The sequence below is a fragment of the Paraburkholderia phenazinium genome (assembly GCF_900100735.1).
GTDB classification, from domain to species: domain Bacteria; phylum Pseudomonadota; class Gammaproteobacteria; order Burkholderiales; family Burkholderiaceae; genus Paraburkholderia; species Paraburkholderia phenazinia.
Genome location: NZ_FNCJ01000015.1, coordinates 23,128 through 36,607, shown reverse-complemented (window position 1 = coordinate 36,607; position 13,480 = coordinate 23,128). Strand labels below are relative to the sequence as shown.

The window sequence follows — 13,480 nt, the reverse complement described above, 5'->3', positions numbered from 1 at the left end:
GATGCGCCGATCCGAGGGGCGCCTGTATCGGTCGAATGACCGAGGCGCTGGCGAAATCCCACGACACTCGACGGCTCTCGGGCATGACGAAAACAGGTCGATACCTACCTATGGCAGACGTTTCAACAATCCGTGTGCTCGACGCTGTGAAGGCGTTGGCGTTCATCGGCGACCTCAGCATGGGCCAGCCGACGGATCATTCGCTACGCACCAGTTGGCTGGCGGCGCGGCTCGCTGCCGAAGCCGGTCGCGACGATGCGCAATGCAGGGTGGTGCAGGAAGTGTCGCTGCTGCGCTGGTCGGGTTGCACGGCCAACGCGGCGGGTTTTTCGGAGTGGCTTGGCGACGACATCGGCGGCCGCGCGGCGATGCTCGCCATGCGTCCCGGCTGGGGCGGCGAAGCCGAAGCACAGGGGCGCCTCGATGCGGCCATCCAGCCGTTGGCGCAGATCCACTGTGAGGTGTCGGGGGAAATCGCCCACATGCTTGGTCTCGACGACGTGACTCAGGCCTCGCTGCGGCACATTTTCGAAACCTGGGACGGTGCCGGGCTGCCTGAGCGGCTCGATGGCGCGCAGGTGCCGGAGGCGGTGTTCCTGGTCGCGCTCGCGAGTGACCTGGAGATTCTCAGCCGCATCTACGGCTTCGACGCTGCGCAAAAACTGATCGGGCAAAAGGCCGGGCGGCACTATCCGGAAGCGTTGGCGCGCCTCGTCTTTAAGCGCGGCGGCGGCTGGCTGCGCGAGTTGGAGCAGGAAAGCGCAGCGGGTCGCGACGAGCCGCTCGACGCGCTGCTTCTGCAGCCGGGCACGGCGCCTGAGATCGTCGCGGATGTGATCGACCTGAAACTCCCCTGGATGGCCGGTTACTCGCGGCGCGTTGCCGAGGCGGCGGCGGGAGGCTGCGCGCGCCTCGGCTTCGATGAGGAGACCCGGCAGCGGACCTATCTGGCCGGCCTGCTGCACGGCATGGGACGTATGGCGGTGTCGAATGCGATCTGGGATACACCTGGGCGCTTGTCACCCGCTGCATGGGAAAAAGTGCGCCTCGTGCCGTACTGGACCGCGCGCGCCGGCAAGCAGATCGATGCCTTTGCCCGAGAGACGGAGCTCGCCTCGCAGGCCTACGAGCGGCTCGACGGCACCGGCTATTTCCGCGGCGCGACAGGTGCGGCGCTTGGGCCGGAGGCCCGCGTGCTGGCTGCGGCGGCGTGCTGGGTGGCGTTGTGTTCGCCGCGGCCGTGGCGAGCGGCGCTGTGCGCCGATGCAGCGGCCATCGTGTTACGCGATGAGGTGAATGCGGGGCGCTTCGATGCCGAAGCGGTGCGCGCGGTGTTGTCCGGTGAGCTGGACGGCCGCGAAGCGGGCGCCGCCGAGCGCGCTCGGCCCGCCGCGCGAGCGTCGCTGCTGTCGCCGCGTGAAGCGGAAGTCTTGCGGCATATCAGCCACGGCGCGAGCAACAAGGAAGTCGCCCGCGCGTTGCAGATGAGTCCGAGCACGGTACGCACGCACGTCGAAAGCGTGTTTCGCAAGCTCGAATGTTCAACCCGGGCCGCCGCCACCTTGAAAGCGTCGACGCTCGGGTTGATTTGAACCGCGCTGATGCCAAGCTGATGCGGCGCACGATGCGAGGCCGCACTGAGCAGTTGACCGGCGCCGCCCCGTTACTTCGTGCCTTCCGGGAAGTCCGCGCCTAACGTGATGGCTTCCCACGAATCGAAGTCCTTGCGCAACAAGTCGAGCTTCTTGCGCGCCAGTTCGAGCGCGGTCTTGCCGAGCAGCAGACGCAGCGGCGGTGTGTCGGAGAGCGCGGCATCGATGATCGCCCGCGCGGCTCGCACTGGATCGCCCGCCTGATTGCCGCTGCGCGCGGCAGTCTGCTTGCGGCGCTCGCCGGCGGTGGAGGCGTAGTCCTCGATCTGCGTCGCCGATTGCTTGATCGACGGGCCCGCCCAGTTGGTGCGGAACGGGCCGGGCTCGACGATCAGCACGTCGATGCCGAGCGGTTTGACTTCGACCGCCAGCGACTCGGAAATGCCTTCCACCGCGTATTTGGTGCCGTGGTAATAGCCGGTCGCGGCGAAGCTGGTGAGGCCGCCAATCGACGATACGTTGACGATCAGCCCGCTGCGTTGCTTGCGCATGACGGGCAGCACCGCCTTGGTCATGTCGACGAGGCCGAATACGTTGGCTTCGAACATCTCCCGCACGGCTGCGTCTTCGCCTTCCTCGATGGCGGCCAGGTAGCCATAGCCGGCGTTATTGACGAGCACGTCGATACGGCCGAAATGCGCTTTGGCCTGCGCGACTGCTGCGTCGATCTGCGCGCGCTTCGTGACGTCGAGCGGCAGCACGAGCGCCCGCTCGGCATGGCCTTCGGCAATGTCTGCCACTTTCGACGGGTCGCGCGCGGTGACGACCGCGCGCCAGCCGCGTTCCAGCACGAGTTTCGCCAGTTCGCGGCCGAAGCCTGTGGAACAGCCAGTGATTAGCCAGACGGGGTTGTCTCGATTCATCATTTGGGAAACTCCGGTTCGTTTTGCAAAGGCAAAGGGAGTCAGTGCGCGGGACAGCGCTGGACTGCGCGCTGCGATGAGCACACGAGTGACGGTTGCGAATAACGTGCCTGACCGGTCTACGGTCTAGTCTGCCGCGTGATGCGAGGAACAGAAGCCCGCGTCAACGCAGGCCGCTCGAGTCTCTGCACGTGCGAGAAGGGGACGTGTCTGGCTCGAGGAGGGAGACGGTGAGGTCACCGATGAATTGTCGCTGATCTGGAGACTCCGCGTGAACGCGGTGCCATGGTGCTGGGTTTTAGCGCGGGGCGGTGATCGTTCTCGACGGGCTGGCGCGAACGGATTGGCTCGGCGAAGGGAAAGCCGCGTGTGGAGCGGCTAGGCTGTCAGCACAGTGCCAGCAGGATCGACGACGACACGACGATGATGAAGAGGCAGGCGGCGGTCAGAAGGTCATATGGGTAGGCCATGGCGGTATCCATATACGTAATGAAGTGATGATCCGATCATAGGCCGAAGCGCGTGGGACGACTGTCAACTATTGCAAATTGTAGGCGTTGTGTGGCATTTATAGGCATTCGAAAGCTCGACTTCACATTCCTCTTGCTCATGTGAACCGCACCGAAATGTCGTTTGAGACATGCGAGCGATTTCGCTTCAATGGAGAGACGGGCAGTTCGACAGGCGCAGCGGCCGTGCTCGCGCCGGCGCGGACGGCCCTCTATCTGGAGCGTCCATGCCTGCCTTTGTCGAATCGCCTTGTCGCCCGCGGAGCGCCGCCGCTGACTCGTCCGCCCCGTCTTGCTCTTACGATCACCCAACGATCGTCGCAAGCCTGAGCTACCTCGCCCCCACGCATAAACGCCCGGTCAGCTACACCTACGACCCACCACCGGGCGTCCCGCGCGAAAACTGCGCCTATGACTCCCACAACATGCCGATTGCCGATGCACGCGGCCTGCGCGAAGGCACCTCTATCGACCGCGAGGGCTTCGAACTGTGGGACGCGCCGAGCACCGTAAAGGACTTCTTCGACGAAGAAGCGGTCCGCACGATCTACTACCCCGAAGCGTCCGAACTCGCCCTCGCCGTGACCGGCGCGCAGCACGCCTACGTGTTCGACCACCTGGTGCGGCGGCGCGAACCGCAAGACGCGGCGCTGACCTTTGGGCGTCGCGGCGAGGACGGCGTCGCGGCCGTCAACGGACGCATCCATAACGACTACACAGAAGCCTCCGGACGTAGCCGCCTGAGCCGCGTCCTAACCGACCCAACGTTGGCCGCGAAGGTGCGGCGCTACAGTATCGTCAACATATGGCGATCGATCAAAGCCCCGGTGCTGGACACGCCGCTTGCCGTTTGCGACACGCGCAGTGTGCTGGCGGTCGATCTGGTGAGCAGCGACGTCCTCTACCCGCGCCGCACTGGCGAAATCTACGTGGCACATCATTCGCCGCTGCATCGCTGGGCGTATTTCTCCGCGATGGACCGGCACGAGGCGCTGGTGTTCAAGCAATACGACGCGCAGCTAAGCGGCGTGGCGCGCTTCACGCTGCATGCGGCCTTCGATCATCCGCAGCGGCCCGTGGATGCGCCGCGCCGCGAGAGTATCGAACTGCGCTGTCTGGTCGTTTATGAGTGAAGGAGTGTGCCCCATTAGTACACCTGTGCCCATCCAAACCCCGCAGGCGATCGATTTCTGGTTCGACTTCGGCAGCAACTATAGCTATCTGAGCGTGATGCGCATCGAGGCGCAAGCGGCCCTGCATCGTGTGACGGTGCGCTGGCGGCCCTTTCTGCTCGCGCCAGTGTTCCAGGCGCTGGGCTATGAAACGTCGCCGTTCGTGCTGCAGAAAGAGAAGGGCGAGTATGTCTGGAAGGACATGGAACGGCAGTGCAGAAAATATGCACTGCCGTGGCGCAAGCCGACGGCCTTTCCACGGCGCGCCTTACTACCTTTGCGCGTAGCGCTGCTGGGAGCCGATGAACCCTGGATCGGCGCCTTTTGCCGCGCAGTGATGCTGCTGAACTTCTCCCAGGACCGCGATATCGACTCATTCGAGGCCGTGAGCGACGTGCTGACGCAGCTTGGATTGCCCGCCCAACAGATCATCGCGGACGCGCTACGTGACGACAACAAGCTGAAATTGCGCGAGCAGACCGGGCAGGCGCAAGCGCAGGGCATCTTCGGCGCGCCGACGTTCTTCGTCGGCGCGGAGATGTTCTGGGGCAACGACCGGCTCGACGATGCGCTGACGTTCGCCGCAAGCCAGACGGGTTAAGCGCCAGCCGCTCGCGCCTCGGCTTCGATCCATGCCGCGACTTGACGCACCTCGTCGCGTGCTTCGTCGTCCGCATGAATCAGCCAGTAGGCATAGGTCGTATCGCTCGATTGCAGCGCAGGCGCAAGCTGGATCAACTGTTGCGTCTCGAGCAGCGGCTGAATCAGTTCGAGCCGCCCGAGCGCAATGCCGTGGCCCGCAAGCGCCGCCTGGATCACCTGGTCGTACTGGTTGAAATGCAGGACGCCTTGCGATTTGGCCTGCTGCAGTCCGTGGGCGGCCAGCCAATCGCGCCACTGCAGCCACTGATGGCGGGCATCGTCGAACTCCAGCAGGGCGTGTTGTGCGATGGTGCGCTCGGAGCGCAATGCCTTGATGCCAAGCGACGGATGCGCTACCGGCGCGACCGACTCCCCGAACAGCCGGATTGCCCCGGCGGGCGCGAGCGAAGGCGCTGTATAGCGAATCGCCAGATCGATGCCGTCGCGGCGCAGGTCGACGAGACCGTTGTTGGCGCTGACCCGCACATCCACTCCGGGATGACGCTGCTGAAAGCGGCTAAGCCGCGGCAGCAGCCATAGCCCGGTAAAGCCGATGCTGGCGCTCAAGGTCACCGGGCGCGGTACGCCGGCCATGCTGATCTCGCCGAGCACGTCCTGCATCTGTTGTACCGCGCCATCCGCGCTCCGAAAGAGCCGCTCACCTTCGGCGGTGAAGGCGATGGCGCGATGGCCGCGCACCAGCAGCTTGACGCCGAGTTGCTCTTCGAGCGCATGGATCTGCCGGCTGACGGCGGATTGGGTGACGCACAGATCCTGCGCGGCGAGCGTGATGCTCATGCGCCGGCCGACCGCGACAAAGCCGCGAATCAGGTCCAGCGAGGGGAGGCGGACGAGCGGAATTGACATTCCCAGAGCGCATGTGAAGCACGAGGTGGACTGATTGGAGCATACGCGCTGGTGCGGCGCAACGGGTCCGGCGCCTCGATCAGCTCAAGCGGGTTGGGAGTCTCGTACAGCCGAGTCGCGCGCAGACATGAAACAGGCGCGACCCGCTTCCCTACTGACAGCACGCTGGCAGTAGCCCCTCCCTAGAATGAGCTCCAACAATACGTAAAAGTCTTTCCCATCAGCGGTCGCGGAGATTGAGCCATGAAGAAGACTTACCAGGGCAGTTGCCATTGCGGCAGCGTACGATTCGAGGCGGACATCGACTTGAACAGCGGCCGCCGCCGTTGCAACTGCTGGATTTGCGCGAGGCAGCGTGTCTCGGAGACGCTCGTCAAGCCGGAGGATTTTCGCTTGCTGACCGGCGAAACGGAACTCGGTGATTATCAGTTCGGCACGGGCGGCGGACATCATCTGTTCTGCCGGACCTGCGGGGCCGCCACCTTCGGGCGCGGCGTGGTGGATGCAACCGGCGTCGAATATGTATCGATTGCCGCCGCTTGCCTCGACAACAGCAATCTTGCCCTGATGCCGCGGCTTGTCACGAGCGCGCCGCTGGGGACTGCACGATGATGAGTCTCTACTTTGCCCCGCTGGCGTGTTCGCTCGCCACCCGGATCGCCTTGTACGAGGCAGGCGCGCACGTCGAATATATCCAGGTCGACACCAAGTTGAAGCAGTTGCGCGACGGCTCCGATTTTTATCCGGTCAACCCGCTTGGGCAGGTGCCGGTGCTGCGTACGGAGGAGGGCTGGCTGCTGACCGAGAATACGGCGATTCTGCCGTACGTGGCGGATCGCTTTCCTGCCGCGCAATTGGCTCCGCCCGCCGGCACATTGCAGCGCGCCAGATTGCAGGAGTGGCTGGGCTTTATCGGCACGGAATTGCATAAGGCGGTATTCGTTCCGCTGCTCGATTCTCATGCGCCGGAGGAGGTCAAGCAATATGCGCGCGCGAAGACCGCGTTGCGGCTCGGCATATTGCAGAAGCATCTCGCCGCCAATGACTATCTGCTCGATCGTTTCAGCGTAGCGGATGCTTATCTGGCCGTCGTGCTCAACTGGGCGCCCGCTACCGGCGTGGATCTGGCGCCATGGCCGGCTGTTGGCGCTTACCTGAAGCGGTTACGGGGACGTGCAAGCGTCGCCGAAGCGTTGGCGGAGGAACTGGCGCTCTACCGGGAGGAAGTCGCACGGCACGCCAGGAGGTAATCCGCGTGCCGTCAGTTGTCGCCGTGCTGGCAGAAGCGCCGCCCCGGAACATGCGAAACGACTGCCTGAGCGATTTCAAGCGGTGTGCTTTCGGCGGGTACGACGCGGCGGCATGAATCGGGTACGTGCTTCAGCGTCCATTCGACCAGCCGGTACGAGCGTCCCCACGGCGGCTGCAGCGGGTCCGAGACCTTGCAGGATTGAATCTGGCGCACCCAATCGTGATCGGGCATGGCCCGCAGATGTTCGAATACCGTGTCTTCAACCATGGTGTGGTTCCCTCGCAAGAATGCGCTGCATCGTGCGATGCGCCGGCGGCACCCCTCAGGTAAAAAAACGCCGCCGATACTCAGGCGGCTCAACAGGGGATGTTGAGCGCCATAGTTGCAGGGGAAAATTAAGCCAGACTTAAGACCACGCCGGAAAGGCGTGGTCCGTACAGAACTTAACGATTGACGTCGTAGCCGTCGTTAAGCGTATGCAGAAACGCGATGATGTCGCGCATTTCCTGATCGGTCATGGCCGGCTTGTCGCCGAACTTGCGATCGAACGGGGCGTCGGTGAAATCGACGTTGTCCTTATATTGCGGCGGAATGTCGTTGAAAATCTGGATCTTGCCGTCGGGGCCGCGCGGATAGATCTTCGCCGGGTCGGTGTTGCGGACGTTGTAGAACGTCATGACCTGATCGAGCGTGTGATACACGCCGTTATGGAAGAACACCTTGCGGGTGGCCGAATTGCGCAGCGTCGGCGTGAGGAACATGCTGCAGTATTGCTTCTGATCCGTCAGGTCCGTACGGAAGGGGCCGCAAATACCGATGTCGAAGAAATGCGGATCCTTGTTCTCCTGCAGCGCCGGGTTGCGCGGCACCGCTAGCGCTTCGTACTGGTAGTCCGTGAAAATCGGCGCAAAGCCGTCGCGGCTCGGCTTCGACAAGTGGCAGCCGGCGCAATTGGCCTTGTCCGGATCGTTGAACAGGCGCAGGCCGCGCAGCTCGGTCTGCGTGAGGCGAGCCTTGCCTTCCAGCCAGTAGTCGTACTTACTGGTGTAAGGATGGAACGAATTGTCTTCGAACTGGTAGCGGCCGATCGCGAACATCGCTTCCGAAACCGCCAGGCGCGAGTCCTTGAAGATGTTCGGTCCGAACAACTGGATAAAGGTATTCCGGTAAGACGACTTCTGCAGCTTTTGCGCCACTTCGTCGATGCTCGTGTTGGCCATTTCGACGGGGTTCATCATCGGGCCCGAGGCCTGTTGCTGCAGCGTGTCGGCGCGTCCGTCCCAGAAGAAGCCGCCCTGCGGCACCATTTGCGGAGCGGCGGGCGCGGCGCCTGCGGTCTTTTGCGCTTTCTGTACGCCTGCGTTTTGCGTGGCGAGCTGCGCGACGCTAACGGGGTCGTCGTTTTCTCCACTGTCGGGGCCAATGCTGAAGTTCGGCTGACGGTTGAGGTACATCAGCGACGGCGGTGGGCGATAGCCCTGCAGCGTCAGGTTCGGTCCGCCGAATTGCGCGGAGAGATCGTTGGGCGGTCCATACGCATGGTCAGGGCTATGGCACGAGGCGCACGACTGGCGCCCGGACGCGGACAACGAGGGATCGAAAAATAGCTGTTTGCCAAGCAGTGCTACGGCGCTGAGCGGCGCCACAGGCGCACGCTGCAGGACGATCGGATGCGGATTCGCACCGGTCAGGTTCTCGACGATCTCGCCCACTGCATCGGGAGTCTTTTCTGGAAAGGCGAAGGCGAATGCGCTCAAGCCGATCGCCGCAACAACGATGCCAATGAGCCCCCGCACGAGCAGACGTGCGCCGCGACGGGCCGGTTTTTCGCTAAGGGGAGGGGTCTTCAGAGGCGAGGTGGAAAGCTCGGTCATATTTCGATTCACTACGCTGACGCGACCAAAAAAAGGAAAACCGTGTTGCTGCCCGCCAGGGCTGCAACACGGCACCACAACCAACCGGTCCGGGCGAGAAACTCGCCGCAACCGGGGCCTGCTTAACCTGCTTACAGCGCCGGCGGAGTCGCGACCTGGGTGCCCAGGTTTTGATCCAGGTACAGCACCGGATTCGAACCGCTACCGCTGAAGTTGAACATGTTCATGATGCTGCCCGAGGTGGAATCGTACGAACCACCGCCGAGGCGCGTGCCGCCGAGCCAGTTGTCTTCGATGAAGCGAACCACCGAAGTCTGGTCAACCTGCGTGTGATCGACGTAGTTGACCTTGGCCCACGGCGAAATCACGACGAACGGAATGCGCGTACCCGGACCGCAACGGCCGTTGACTGGTGCGCCATTCACGCCGGCCGGTGCCGTGCCCGTGCCGCAGACGCCAGAGCCGTTCAACTGGTCAGCCTGGCTGTCGAACGATGCGTGCGTCGGCGTTGCATAGGCATGGTCGTACCAGCCGTCCGAATCGTCGTACGTCACGATCACGGCGGTGCTCGCCCAGTCCTTCTGCTGCTGCAGGAAGTTGACGACCTTCGTCACGAACATCTGCTCGTCGAGCGGGTCCGAATAGCCTGCGTGACCGTCTTGCGCTGCCGGTGCCTTCAGGAAGGCCACCGACGGGTAGTTGCCGGCCTGGACTGCAGCGAAGAAATCGTCCGTGTCGTACTGGTGGTTAGCCGGCTCCGGCGTCTTGCCGTCCGCTTCCACGCTCGAACCGATGGCTGCCGTCGAGCTCGGACGCGTGTGGTTCGGGTTGGCCGTCGAGGCGTAGTACTGGAACCAGTTGTGGTGCGGAATGTAGTCAGCCGTGGCTGCGCCGACTGCCGTGGCAATCGTGCTGCGCTTGCAACCGGTGGTGCCGTTCGAGTTGGTTTCGGTCAGGTTGAAACCGCCCATGAAGCCGCCCCACGTGATGTTCTGCGCATTCAGCAGGTCACCAATGTTCTTGCTCGTCAGCATGCCCGTGTCGGTCGTGCTCGAGCACAGGTCGTTGGCCGGGTCCACGTCGCCGATCAGCGTCAGGCCGCCTTGGCCGTCGTTGATGTAGTACGACGTAGCAGCCAGCGTCGACGGCTTCTTGGTCGTCTTGACGATCTGATAACCGTTGGTTTCACCCGACACTACGCCCAGTGCGCCCGGCGTCGAAGGACCGTAGTCCGTCGTGTAGGCGTTGTCGTTCATCGCGAAGTACTGTGCGTAGTTCCACAGCGCCGTCACGGTGTTGCCGTCGAAGTAACCCATCACCTGGCCAGTCGTGCCGAATGCGCCAGCGCCACCGCTCGTGCCGTTACCCGTGTACTTCGGGAACAGGTCGGCGAGGCCGTTGTCGTAGGCTTGCTCTTCAGCCGTGTAGGCGTGGTTCTGGTCGGCCGTTGCAGCTTGCGTGCGGTCGAGGCGGAACGGGTTAGCTGCGCCCGTGCCGTTCAGCGTGTTGGTCGAGTTCGGGTTTGCCGTCAGCAGCGAGCCGGTGAGACCGTTGATCGTCGGCGTACCCGAGGCTGCCTTGAAGGCCGGTTCGCCAGTCGGGTTCGTCGCGTTCGGGTAGGTGCCGAAGTAGTGATCGAACGAGACGTTTTCGCCGTAGATCACGACCAGGTGCTTGATCGGGGTCGCGGTGTTCAGCGCGTCCTGAGGCGTAGTCGAAACTTTGTTGCCGCCGCCGCAGGCAAACAAGGCGAGCGCCAATCCGGCGCTGGGTATTGCAATCAAGGCTCGACGCAACATTTAACGTGACTCCCAAAGATGGTGGTTTTTCGTTGTTCAGGTCTTTCGGCACTGGCTTTGCGTTAAGCGCTGACGTGGCGACGCTCGCACTGCGCGAAAAGGGTGCAGACCTTTAGGGGACGTGATGTGAAGCGTCCGCATTGAACCATTTGGGTATGAATGTATGGAGGCGCTTAGCTTTCGTTTTTATTATTTGACAGAATAAAAATGAAAGAATACGCGTGAGACCTGCTGCTGGGGGCTGTTGTCGACTTATGCATATTGCATTGCGTCAAGCGGATTGGCGCTCGCCGATCGATCTGGTTGTCTACACAACAAAAAACAGCCGTGCTTTCCTGGGTGGCCGCACGCGATTGCAGGGTGCCGCTCAAGTCAATCCGGTTTCAAAACGATGCGAATTGCTTGAAATGATTTCTCTTGATGTCCTGTTAATGGCGCTGTGCTGTGCCGAAACGGAATAGTTTTAAAGCGGCTTTAAATGAATGTGTAAAAGCGTCGGGTTGAGCCGCTGCGTCCGCGGCAGCTCGGGCCGGCGGCAAGGCCTGGCCGGGCAGGTGCCGGCACGACGCGACTCTCAAGACCGCATAAAAATGGCCGTTATTAAGGCGGTTGGGGCCGCCGACCCCGCCTTGCCCTAGGGCTGTCTCCTTGCTAACGTGACCAATCTCGCCCAAACGCCACTTTCCGACCGCCTGCGCGCGCTTGTCGACACCGTGCAGCACAACGAGCGCACGCTGCGCCGCTTCCAGGATGTGGAGTTGCGCCTGATCGGTGCGCAGGATTTCGCTTCGTTTCTCGATACGCTGTTTGCCCACTTGCCGCAGGAGTTCGCGCTGGCGAGCGTGAGCGTATGGCTCGACGACCGCACGCCGATGCTGCGCGATCTGCTCGACCCGGGCGCGCTGCGTGCGCTCGACCTGCACAACCTGAAAACCAGCCGCGAAGGCGGCTTCGCAGCCTCGCGGCTATGTCCGGCGGGACGGCCCTGGCTTGGCCGGGTGAGCGCGATGGATGAGGTGGCGCGCGTGACGTTCTTCGGCGCCGGGACGGTGCCTGCTAGCGCGATTGTGTTGCCGCTGGCAGCCGGCGACAAGGCATCCGGCTACCTGTGTCTTGGCAGTCAGGATCCGGCGCGCTTCGGCGAGGGGATGGCGACCGATATCCTCGAGCGCTTCGCCAGTATCGTGACGGCGAGCCTCGACAATGTCGCGCACCGCGAGCGGCTCAAGCAACTCGGCATGACCGATTCGCTGACCGGTCTCGCCAATCGCCGCTATTTCGACGAGCGGATGCGCGAGGAAATCCAGCGCGCGGCGCGTTACTCGGTGCCGGTGGCGTGCCTGTTTATCGACGTCGATAGTTTCAAGCGCATCAACGACACGTATGGCCATTTGACCGGAGACCGGGCGCTCGCCGCAGTCGCCGCGTGCGTGCGGCAGCAGGTGCGGCTCGGCGACACGCTGGCGCGCTATGGCGGCGAGGAGTTCGCTGCGTTGCTGCAGGGGGATCGTTCAGATGCGCTGGTTGCCGCGGAGCGGGTGCGCCACGCGGTTGAACTGCTTGATCTGCAGGACGACAACGGCGAGCGGATTGTGTTGACGGTTTCGATTGGCGTGGCCGCTCGCACGATTGTGGGCGGAGGGCTCGATGCGGCCGAAATGGGGCAGGCGTTGATGGATGCGGCGGATCGCGCGATGTATCTGGCGAAGAATAATGGGCGGAATCGGGTGGAGGTGGCGGGAGATTAGGTGGGCGGGTAGCGGGCCCGCGTTACTGGACCCGTCTACAGGATGGCTCGAAAGGCCGATAGTGATTTGGCCGTTTGCACCAGTCCTTGACGCATGAGTATGTCGAGGTACAGATCCGTGTCGACGGGCGGGTTCTTGAGTTGCCTTCGTTGACGCTGCGCTGCTGCGACGACGGCAGCCTGGTCGAGGTCGAATAGGTTGTCTGCGAATACGTCTGGATGCTGGGCTTCGATGCCGAAACCCGCGAGCGTTTCAGCTGGGAAATCTTTCTCGTTGAACGTCACGACTACGCTGGCGTTGCAGCGAATCGGCGACGCCAGCACATGACGATCATCTGCGTCGGGCAACGTGAGCCCCTCGACGAGCGGTTCATGACCCGACACTAACGCATCCGGAATCGCTTGATCCATCAACGCGCAAGTACGTTCGACCTGTTCGATAGTCAGATCGGGACGGTTCTTCAGCAAATTGCGCTTCCACTCGGAGTGAATCTGGGCGCTCCAGCGCGCCCGGAACCGCCCAGACAGCCCCAGCCACATCAGGAAGTCTCGCAGCGGCGCAGGGTAAAGCACGCACGCATCATAGACCGCGGTAAAAGGCGAGTGCCTCATTCATAACCCATGCCTAAGTCTTGGGCCTGGCGAGCCAAGGCTTCCATTGCTTCTTCGCTCGCCTGATCGCGCTCGGCCTTGAAGCGCATCAGATCGGCAAAGCGCACCCGGCGATGCTTGCCGGTTTTATGGAACGGCAGCGCATCGGATTCGAGCAGTTTGACCAGATGTGGGCGCGATACATTGAGCATGTCGGCCGCTTCTTGCGTGGTCAACTCAGCATGAATAGGTACTACCTTGACGGCGTTTCCGTCGGCGAGTTCGGCGAGGATATCGACGAGCAGGCGCAACGCCGACGTCGGTAACTCCACTTGATGAGCCTGGTTCTCGTCGTCGAAAATCTGGATGCGCTGAGTCTCGACCTTGGTGGCCAGGTAGGCCGCGAGAGCGCGTTGCCCGTGCACGGCCGCCTGGACTTCCCGTTCCAGGGGCAGCATTGTGGCAGGCATGCTTGTACGGTTCGTCATGGCCGAATCCAGGGGTGTGAGCAA

The 13,480-nt window shown here is 62.8% G+C and carries 14 protein-coding genes; 7 read left to right on the top strand and 7 right to left on the bottom strand.

What is annotated here, in order from left to right; all coding sequences use genetic code 11:
- The first annotated feature begins 110 nt into the window (after positions 1 to 110).
- Positions 111 to 1,592, top strand: a complete 1,482-nt coding sequence (locus BLQ92_RS27620; protein WP_090689146.1) for an HD domain-containing phosphohydrolase — start codon at positions 111 to 113, stop codon at positions 1,590 to 1,592.
- 71 nt (positions 1,593 to 1,663) lie between these two features.
- Here the strand turns inward: BLQ92_RS27620 and BLQ92_RS27615 are convergent, their stop codons facing one another.
- Positions 1,664 to 2,518 carry an oxidoreductase gene (locus BLQ92_RS27615; protein WP_090689143.1) on the bottom strand — a complete coding sequence of 285 codons (855 nt, stop codon included), beginning with the start codon at positions 2,516 to 2,518 and terminating at the stop codon, positions 1,664 to 1,666.
- Positions 2,519 to 3,338: 820 nt separating this feature from the next.
- On the opposite strand from BLQ92_RS27615, the gene BLQ92_RS27610 reads away from it, so the two are divergent.
- Positions 3,339 to 4,157 (top strand): CmcJ/NvfI family oxidoreductase, encoded by an 819-nt coding sequence (locus BLQ92_RS27610; RefSeq protein WP_090689595.1) that lies wholly within the window; start codon positions 3,339 to 3,341, stop codon positions 4,155 to 4,157.
- Positions 4,150 to 4,797 (top strand): 2-hydroxychromene-2-carboxylate isomerase, encoded by a 648-nt coding sequence (locus tag BLQ92_RS27605; RefSeq protein WP_090689142.1) that lies wholly within the window; start codon positions 4,150 to 4,152, stop codon positions 4,795 to 4,797. Before BLQ92_RS27610 ends, BLQ92_RS27605 begins: the two co-directional genes overlap by 8 nt.
- On the opposite strand, the gene BLQ92_RS27600 is transcribed toward BLQ92_RS27605, so the two are convergent.
- Complete coding sequence (locus BLQ92_RS27600) at positions 4,794 to 5,705, bottom strand: LysR substrate-binding domain-containing protein (RefSeq protein WP_090689139.1); 912 nt, start codon at positions 5,703 to 5,705, stop codon at positions 4,794 to 4,796. The genes BLQ92_RS27605 and BLQ92_RS27600 overlap by 4 nt on opposite strands.
- 243 nt (positions 5,706 to 5,948) lie before the next feature.
- Here BLQ92_RS27600 and BLQ92_RS27595 point away from each other — a divergent pair, with 243 nt between their 5' ends.
- Positions 5,949 to 6,317: a GFA family protein gene (locus BLQ92_RS27595; protein ID WP_090689138.1), complete on the top strand. Its 369-nt coding sequence runs from the start codon at positions 5,949 to 5,951 to the stop codon at positions 6,315 to 6,317.
- On the top strand, positions 6,314 to 6,955 hold the full coding sequence (locus tag BLQ92_RS27590; RefSeq protein WP_244106509.1) for a glutathione binding-like protein: 642 nt from the start codon (positions 6,314 to 6,316) through the stop codon (positions 6,953 to 6,955). Before BLQ92_RS27595 ends, BLQ92_RS27590 begins: the two co-directional genes overlap by 4 nt.
- 11 nt (positions 6,956 to 6,966) lie before the next feature.
- Here BLQ92_RS27590 and BLQ92_RS27585 read toward each other — a convergent pair whose 3' ends face one another.
- From BLQ92_RS27585 to BLQ92_RS27575, 3 genes are all read right to left on the bottom strand, one after another.
- The gene (locus BLQ92_RS27585) at positions 6,967 to 7,224 is read right to left on the bottom strand and encodes a DUF2866 domain-containing protein (protein ID WP_090689133.1); all 258 of its coding nucleotides are present in this window, start codon (positions 7,222 to 7,224) and stop codon (positions 6,967 to 6,969) included.
- A 176-nt stretch (positions 7,225 to 7,400) separates the two neighbouring features.
- Positions 7,401 to 8,831, bottom strand: a complete 1,431-nt coding sequence (locus BLQ92_RS27580; protein ID WP_090689131.1) for a cytochrome-c peroxidase — start codon at positions 8,829 to 8,831, stop codon at positions 7,401 to 7,403.
- A gap of 131 nt (positions 8,832 to 8,962) precedes the next feature.
- Positions 8,963 to 10,630 (bottom strand): phospholipase C, encoded by a 1,668-nt coding sequence (locus BLQ92_RS27575; protein ID WP_090689130.1) that lies wholly within the window; start codon positions 10,628 to 10,630, stop codon positions 8,963 to 8,965.
- 254 nt (positions 10,631 to 10,884) lie between these two features.
- Between BLQ92_RS27575 and BLQ92_RS39595 the strand changes: the two genes are divergently transcribed.
- Together BLQ92_RS39595 and BLQ92_RS27570 are read left to right on the top strand one after the other, a co-directional pair.
- The gene (locus tag BLQ92_RS39595) at positions 10,885 to 11,091 is read left to right on the top strand and encodes a hypothetical protein (protein ID WP_143016675.1); all 207 of its coding nucleotides are present in this window, start codon (positions 10,885 to 10,887) and stop codon (positions 11,089 to 11,091) included.
- Between the two features lie 195 nt (positions 11,092 to 11,286).
- Positions 11,287 to 12,378 (top strand): GGDEF domain-containing protein, encoded by a 1,092-nt coding sequence (locus BLQ92_RS27570; protein ID WP_090689127.1) that lies wholly within the window; start codon positions 11,287 to 11,289, stop codon positions 12,376 to 12,378.
- A gap of 35 nt (positions 12,379 to 12,413) precedes the next feature.
- On the opposite strand, the gene BLQ92_RS27565 is transcribed toward BLQ92_RS27570, so the two are convergent.
- Both BLQ92_RS27565 and BLQ92_RS27560 read right to left on the bottom strand, forming a co-directional pair.
- Entirely contained in the window at positions 12,414 to 12,989 is a 576-nt protein-coding gene (locus BLQ92_RS27565; RefSeq protein ID WP_090689125.1) for a PIN domain-containing protein, read from the bottom strand.
- The gene (locus BLQ92_RS27560; RefSeq protein WP_175773061.1) at positions 12,986 to 13,456 is read right to left on the bottom strand and encodes a helix-turn-helix domain-containing protein; all 471 of its coding nucleotides are present in this window, start codon (positions 13,454 to 13,456) and stop codon (positions 12,986 to 12,988) included. Before BLQ92_RS27560 ends, BLQ92_RS27565 begins: the two co-directional genes overlap by 4 nt.
- Positions 13,457 to 13,480: the final 24 nt, after the last annotated feature.

What these genes read in the sequence shown, in the direction of transcription:
- BLQ92_RS27620 (WP_090689146.1), top strand. Translation starts at nt 111, where the DNA reads ATGGCAGACGTTTCAACAATCCGTGTGCTCGACGCTGTGAAGGCGTTG.
- BLQ92_RS27615 (WP_090689143.1), bottom strand. Translation starts at nt 2,518, where the DNA reads ATGATGAATCGAGACAACCCCGTCTGGCTAATCACTGGCTGTTCCACA.
- BLQ92_RS27605 (WP_090689142.1), top strand. Translation starts at nt 4,150, where the DNA reads ATGAGTGAAGGAGTGTGCCCCATTAGTACACCTGTGCCCATCCAAACC.
- BLQ92_RS27600 (WP_090689139.1), bottom strand. Translation starts at nt 5,705, where the DNA reads ATGTCAATTCCGCTCGTCCGCCTCCCCTCGCTGGACCTGATTCGCGGC.
- BLQ92_RS27595 (WP_090689138.1), top strand. Translation starts at nt 5,949, where the DNA reads ATGAAGAAGACTTACCAGGGCAGTTGCCATTGCGGCAGCGTACGATTC.
- BLQ92_RS27590 (WP_244106509.1), top strand. Translation starts at nt 6,314, where the DNA reads ATGATGAGTCTCTACTTTGCCCCGCTGGCGTGTTCGCTCGCCACCCGG.
- BLQ92_RS27585 (WP_090689133.1), bottom strand. Translation starts at nt 7,224, where the DNA reads ATGGTTGAAGACACGGTATTCGAACATCTGCGGGCCATGCCCGATCAC.
- BLQ92_RS27580 (WP_090689131.1), bottom strand. Translation starts at nt 8,831, where the DNA reads ATGACCGAGCTTTCCACCTCGCCTCTGAAGACCCCTCCCCTTAGCGAA.
- BLQ92_RS27575 (WP_090689130.1), bottom strand. Translation starts at nt 10,630, where the DNA reads ATGTTGCGTCGAGCCTTGATTGCAATACCCAGCGCCGGATTGGCGCTC.
- BLQ92_RS39595 (WP_143016675.1), top strand. Translation starts at nt 10,885, where the DNA reads ATGCATATTGCATTGCGTCAAGCGGATTGGCGCTCGCCGATCGATCTG.
- BLQ92_RS27565 (WP_090689125.1), bottom strand. Translation starts at nt 12,989, where the DNA reads ATGAGGCACTCGCCTTTTACCGCGGTCTATGATGCGTGCGTGCTTTAC.
- BLQ92_RS27560 (WP_175773061.1), bottom strand. Translation starts at nt 13,456, where the DNA reads ATGACGAACCGTACAAGCATGCCTGCCACAATGCTGCCCCTGGAACGG.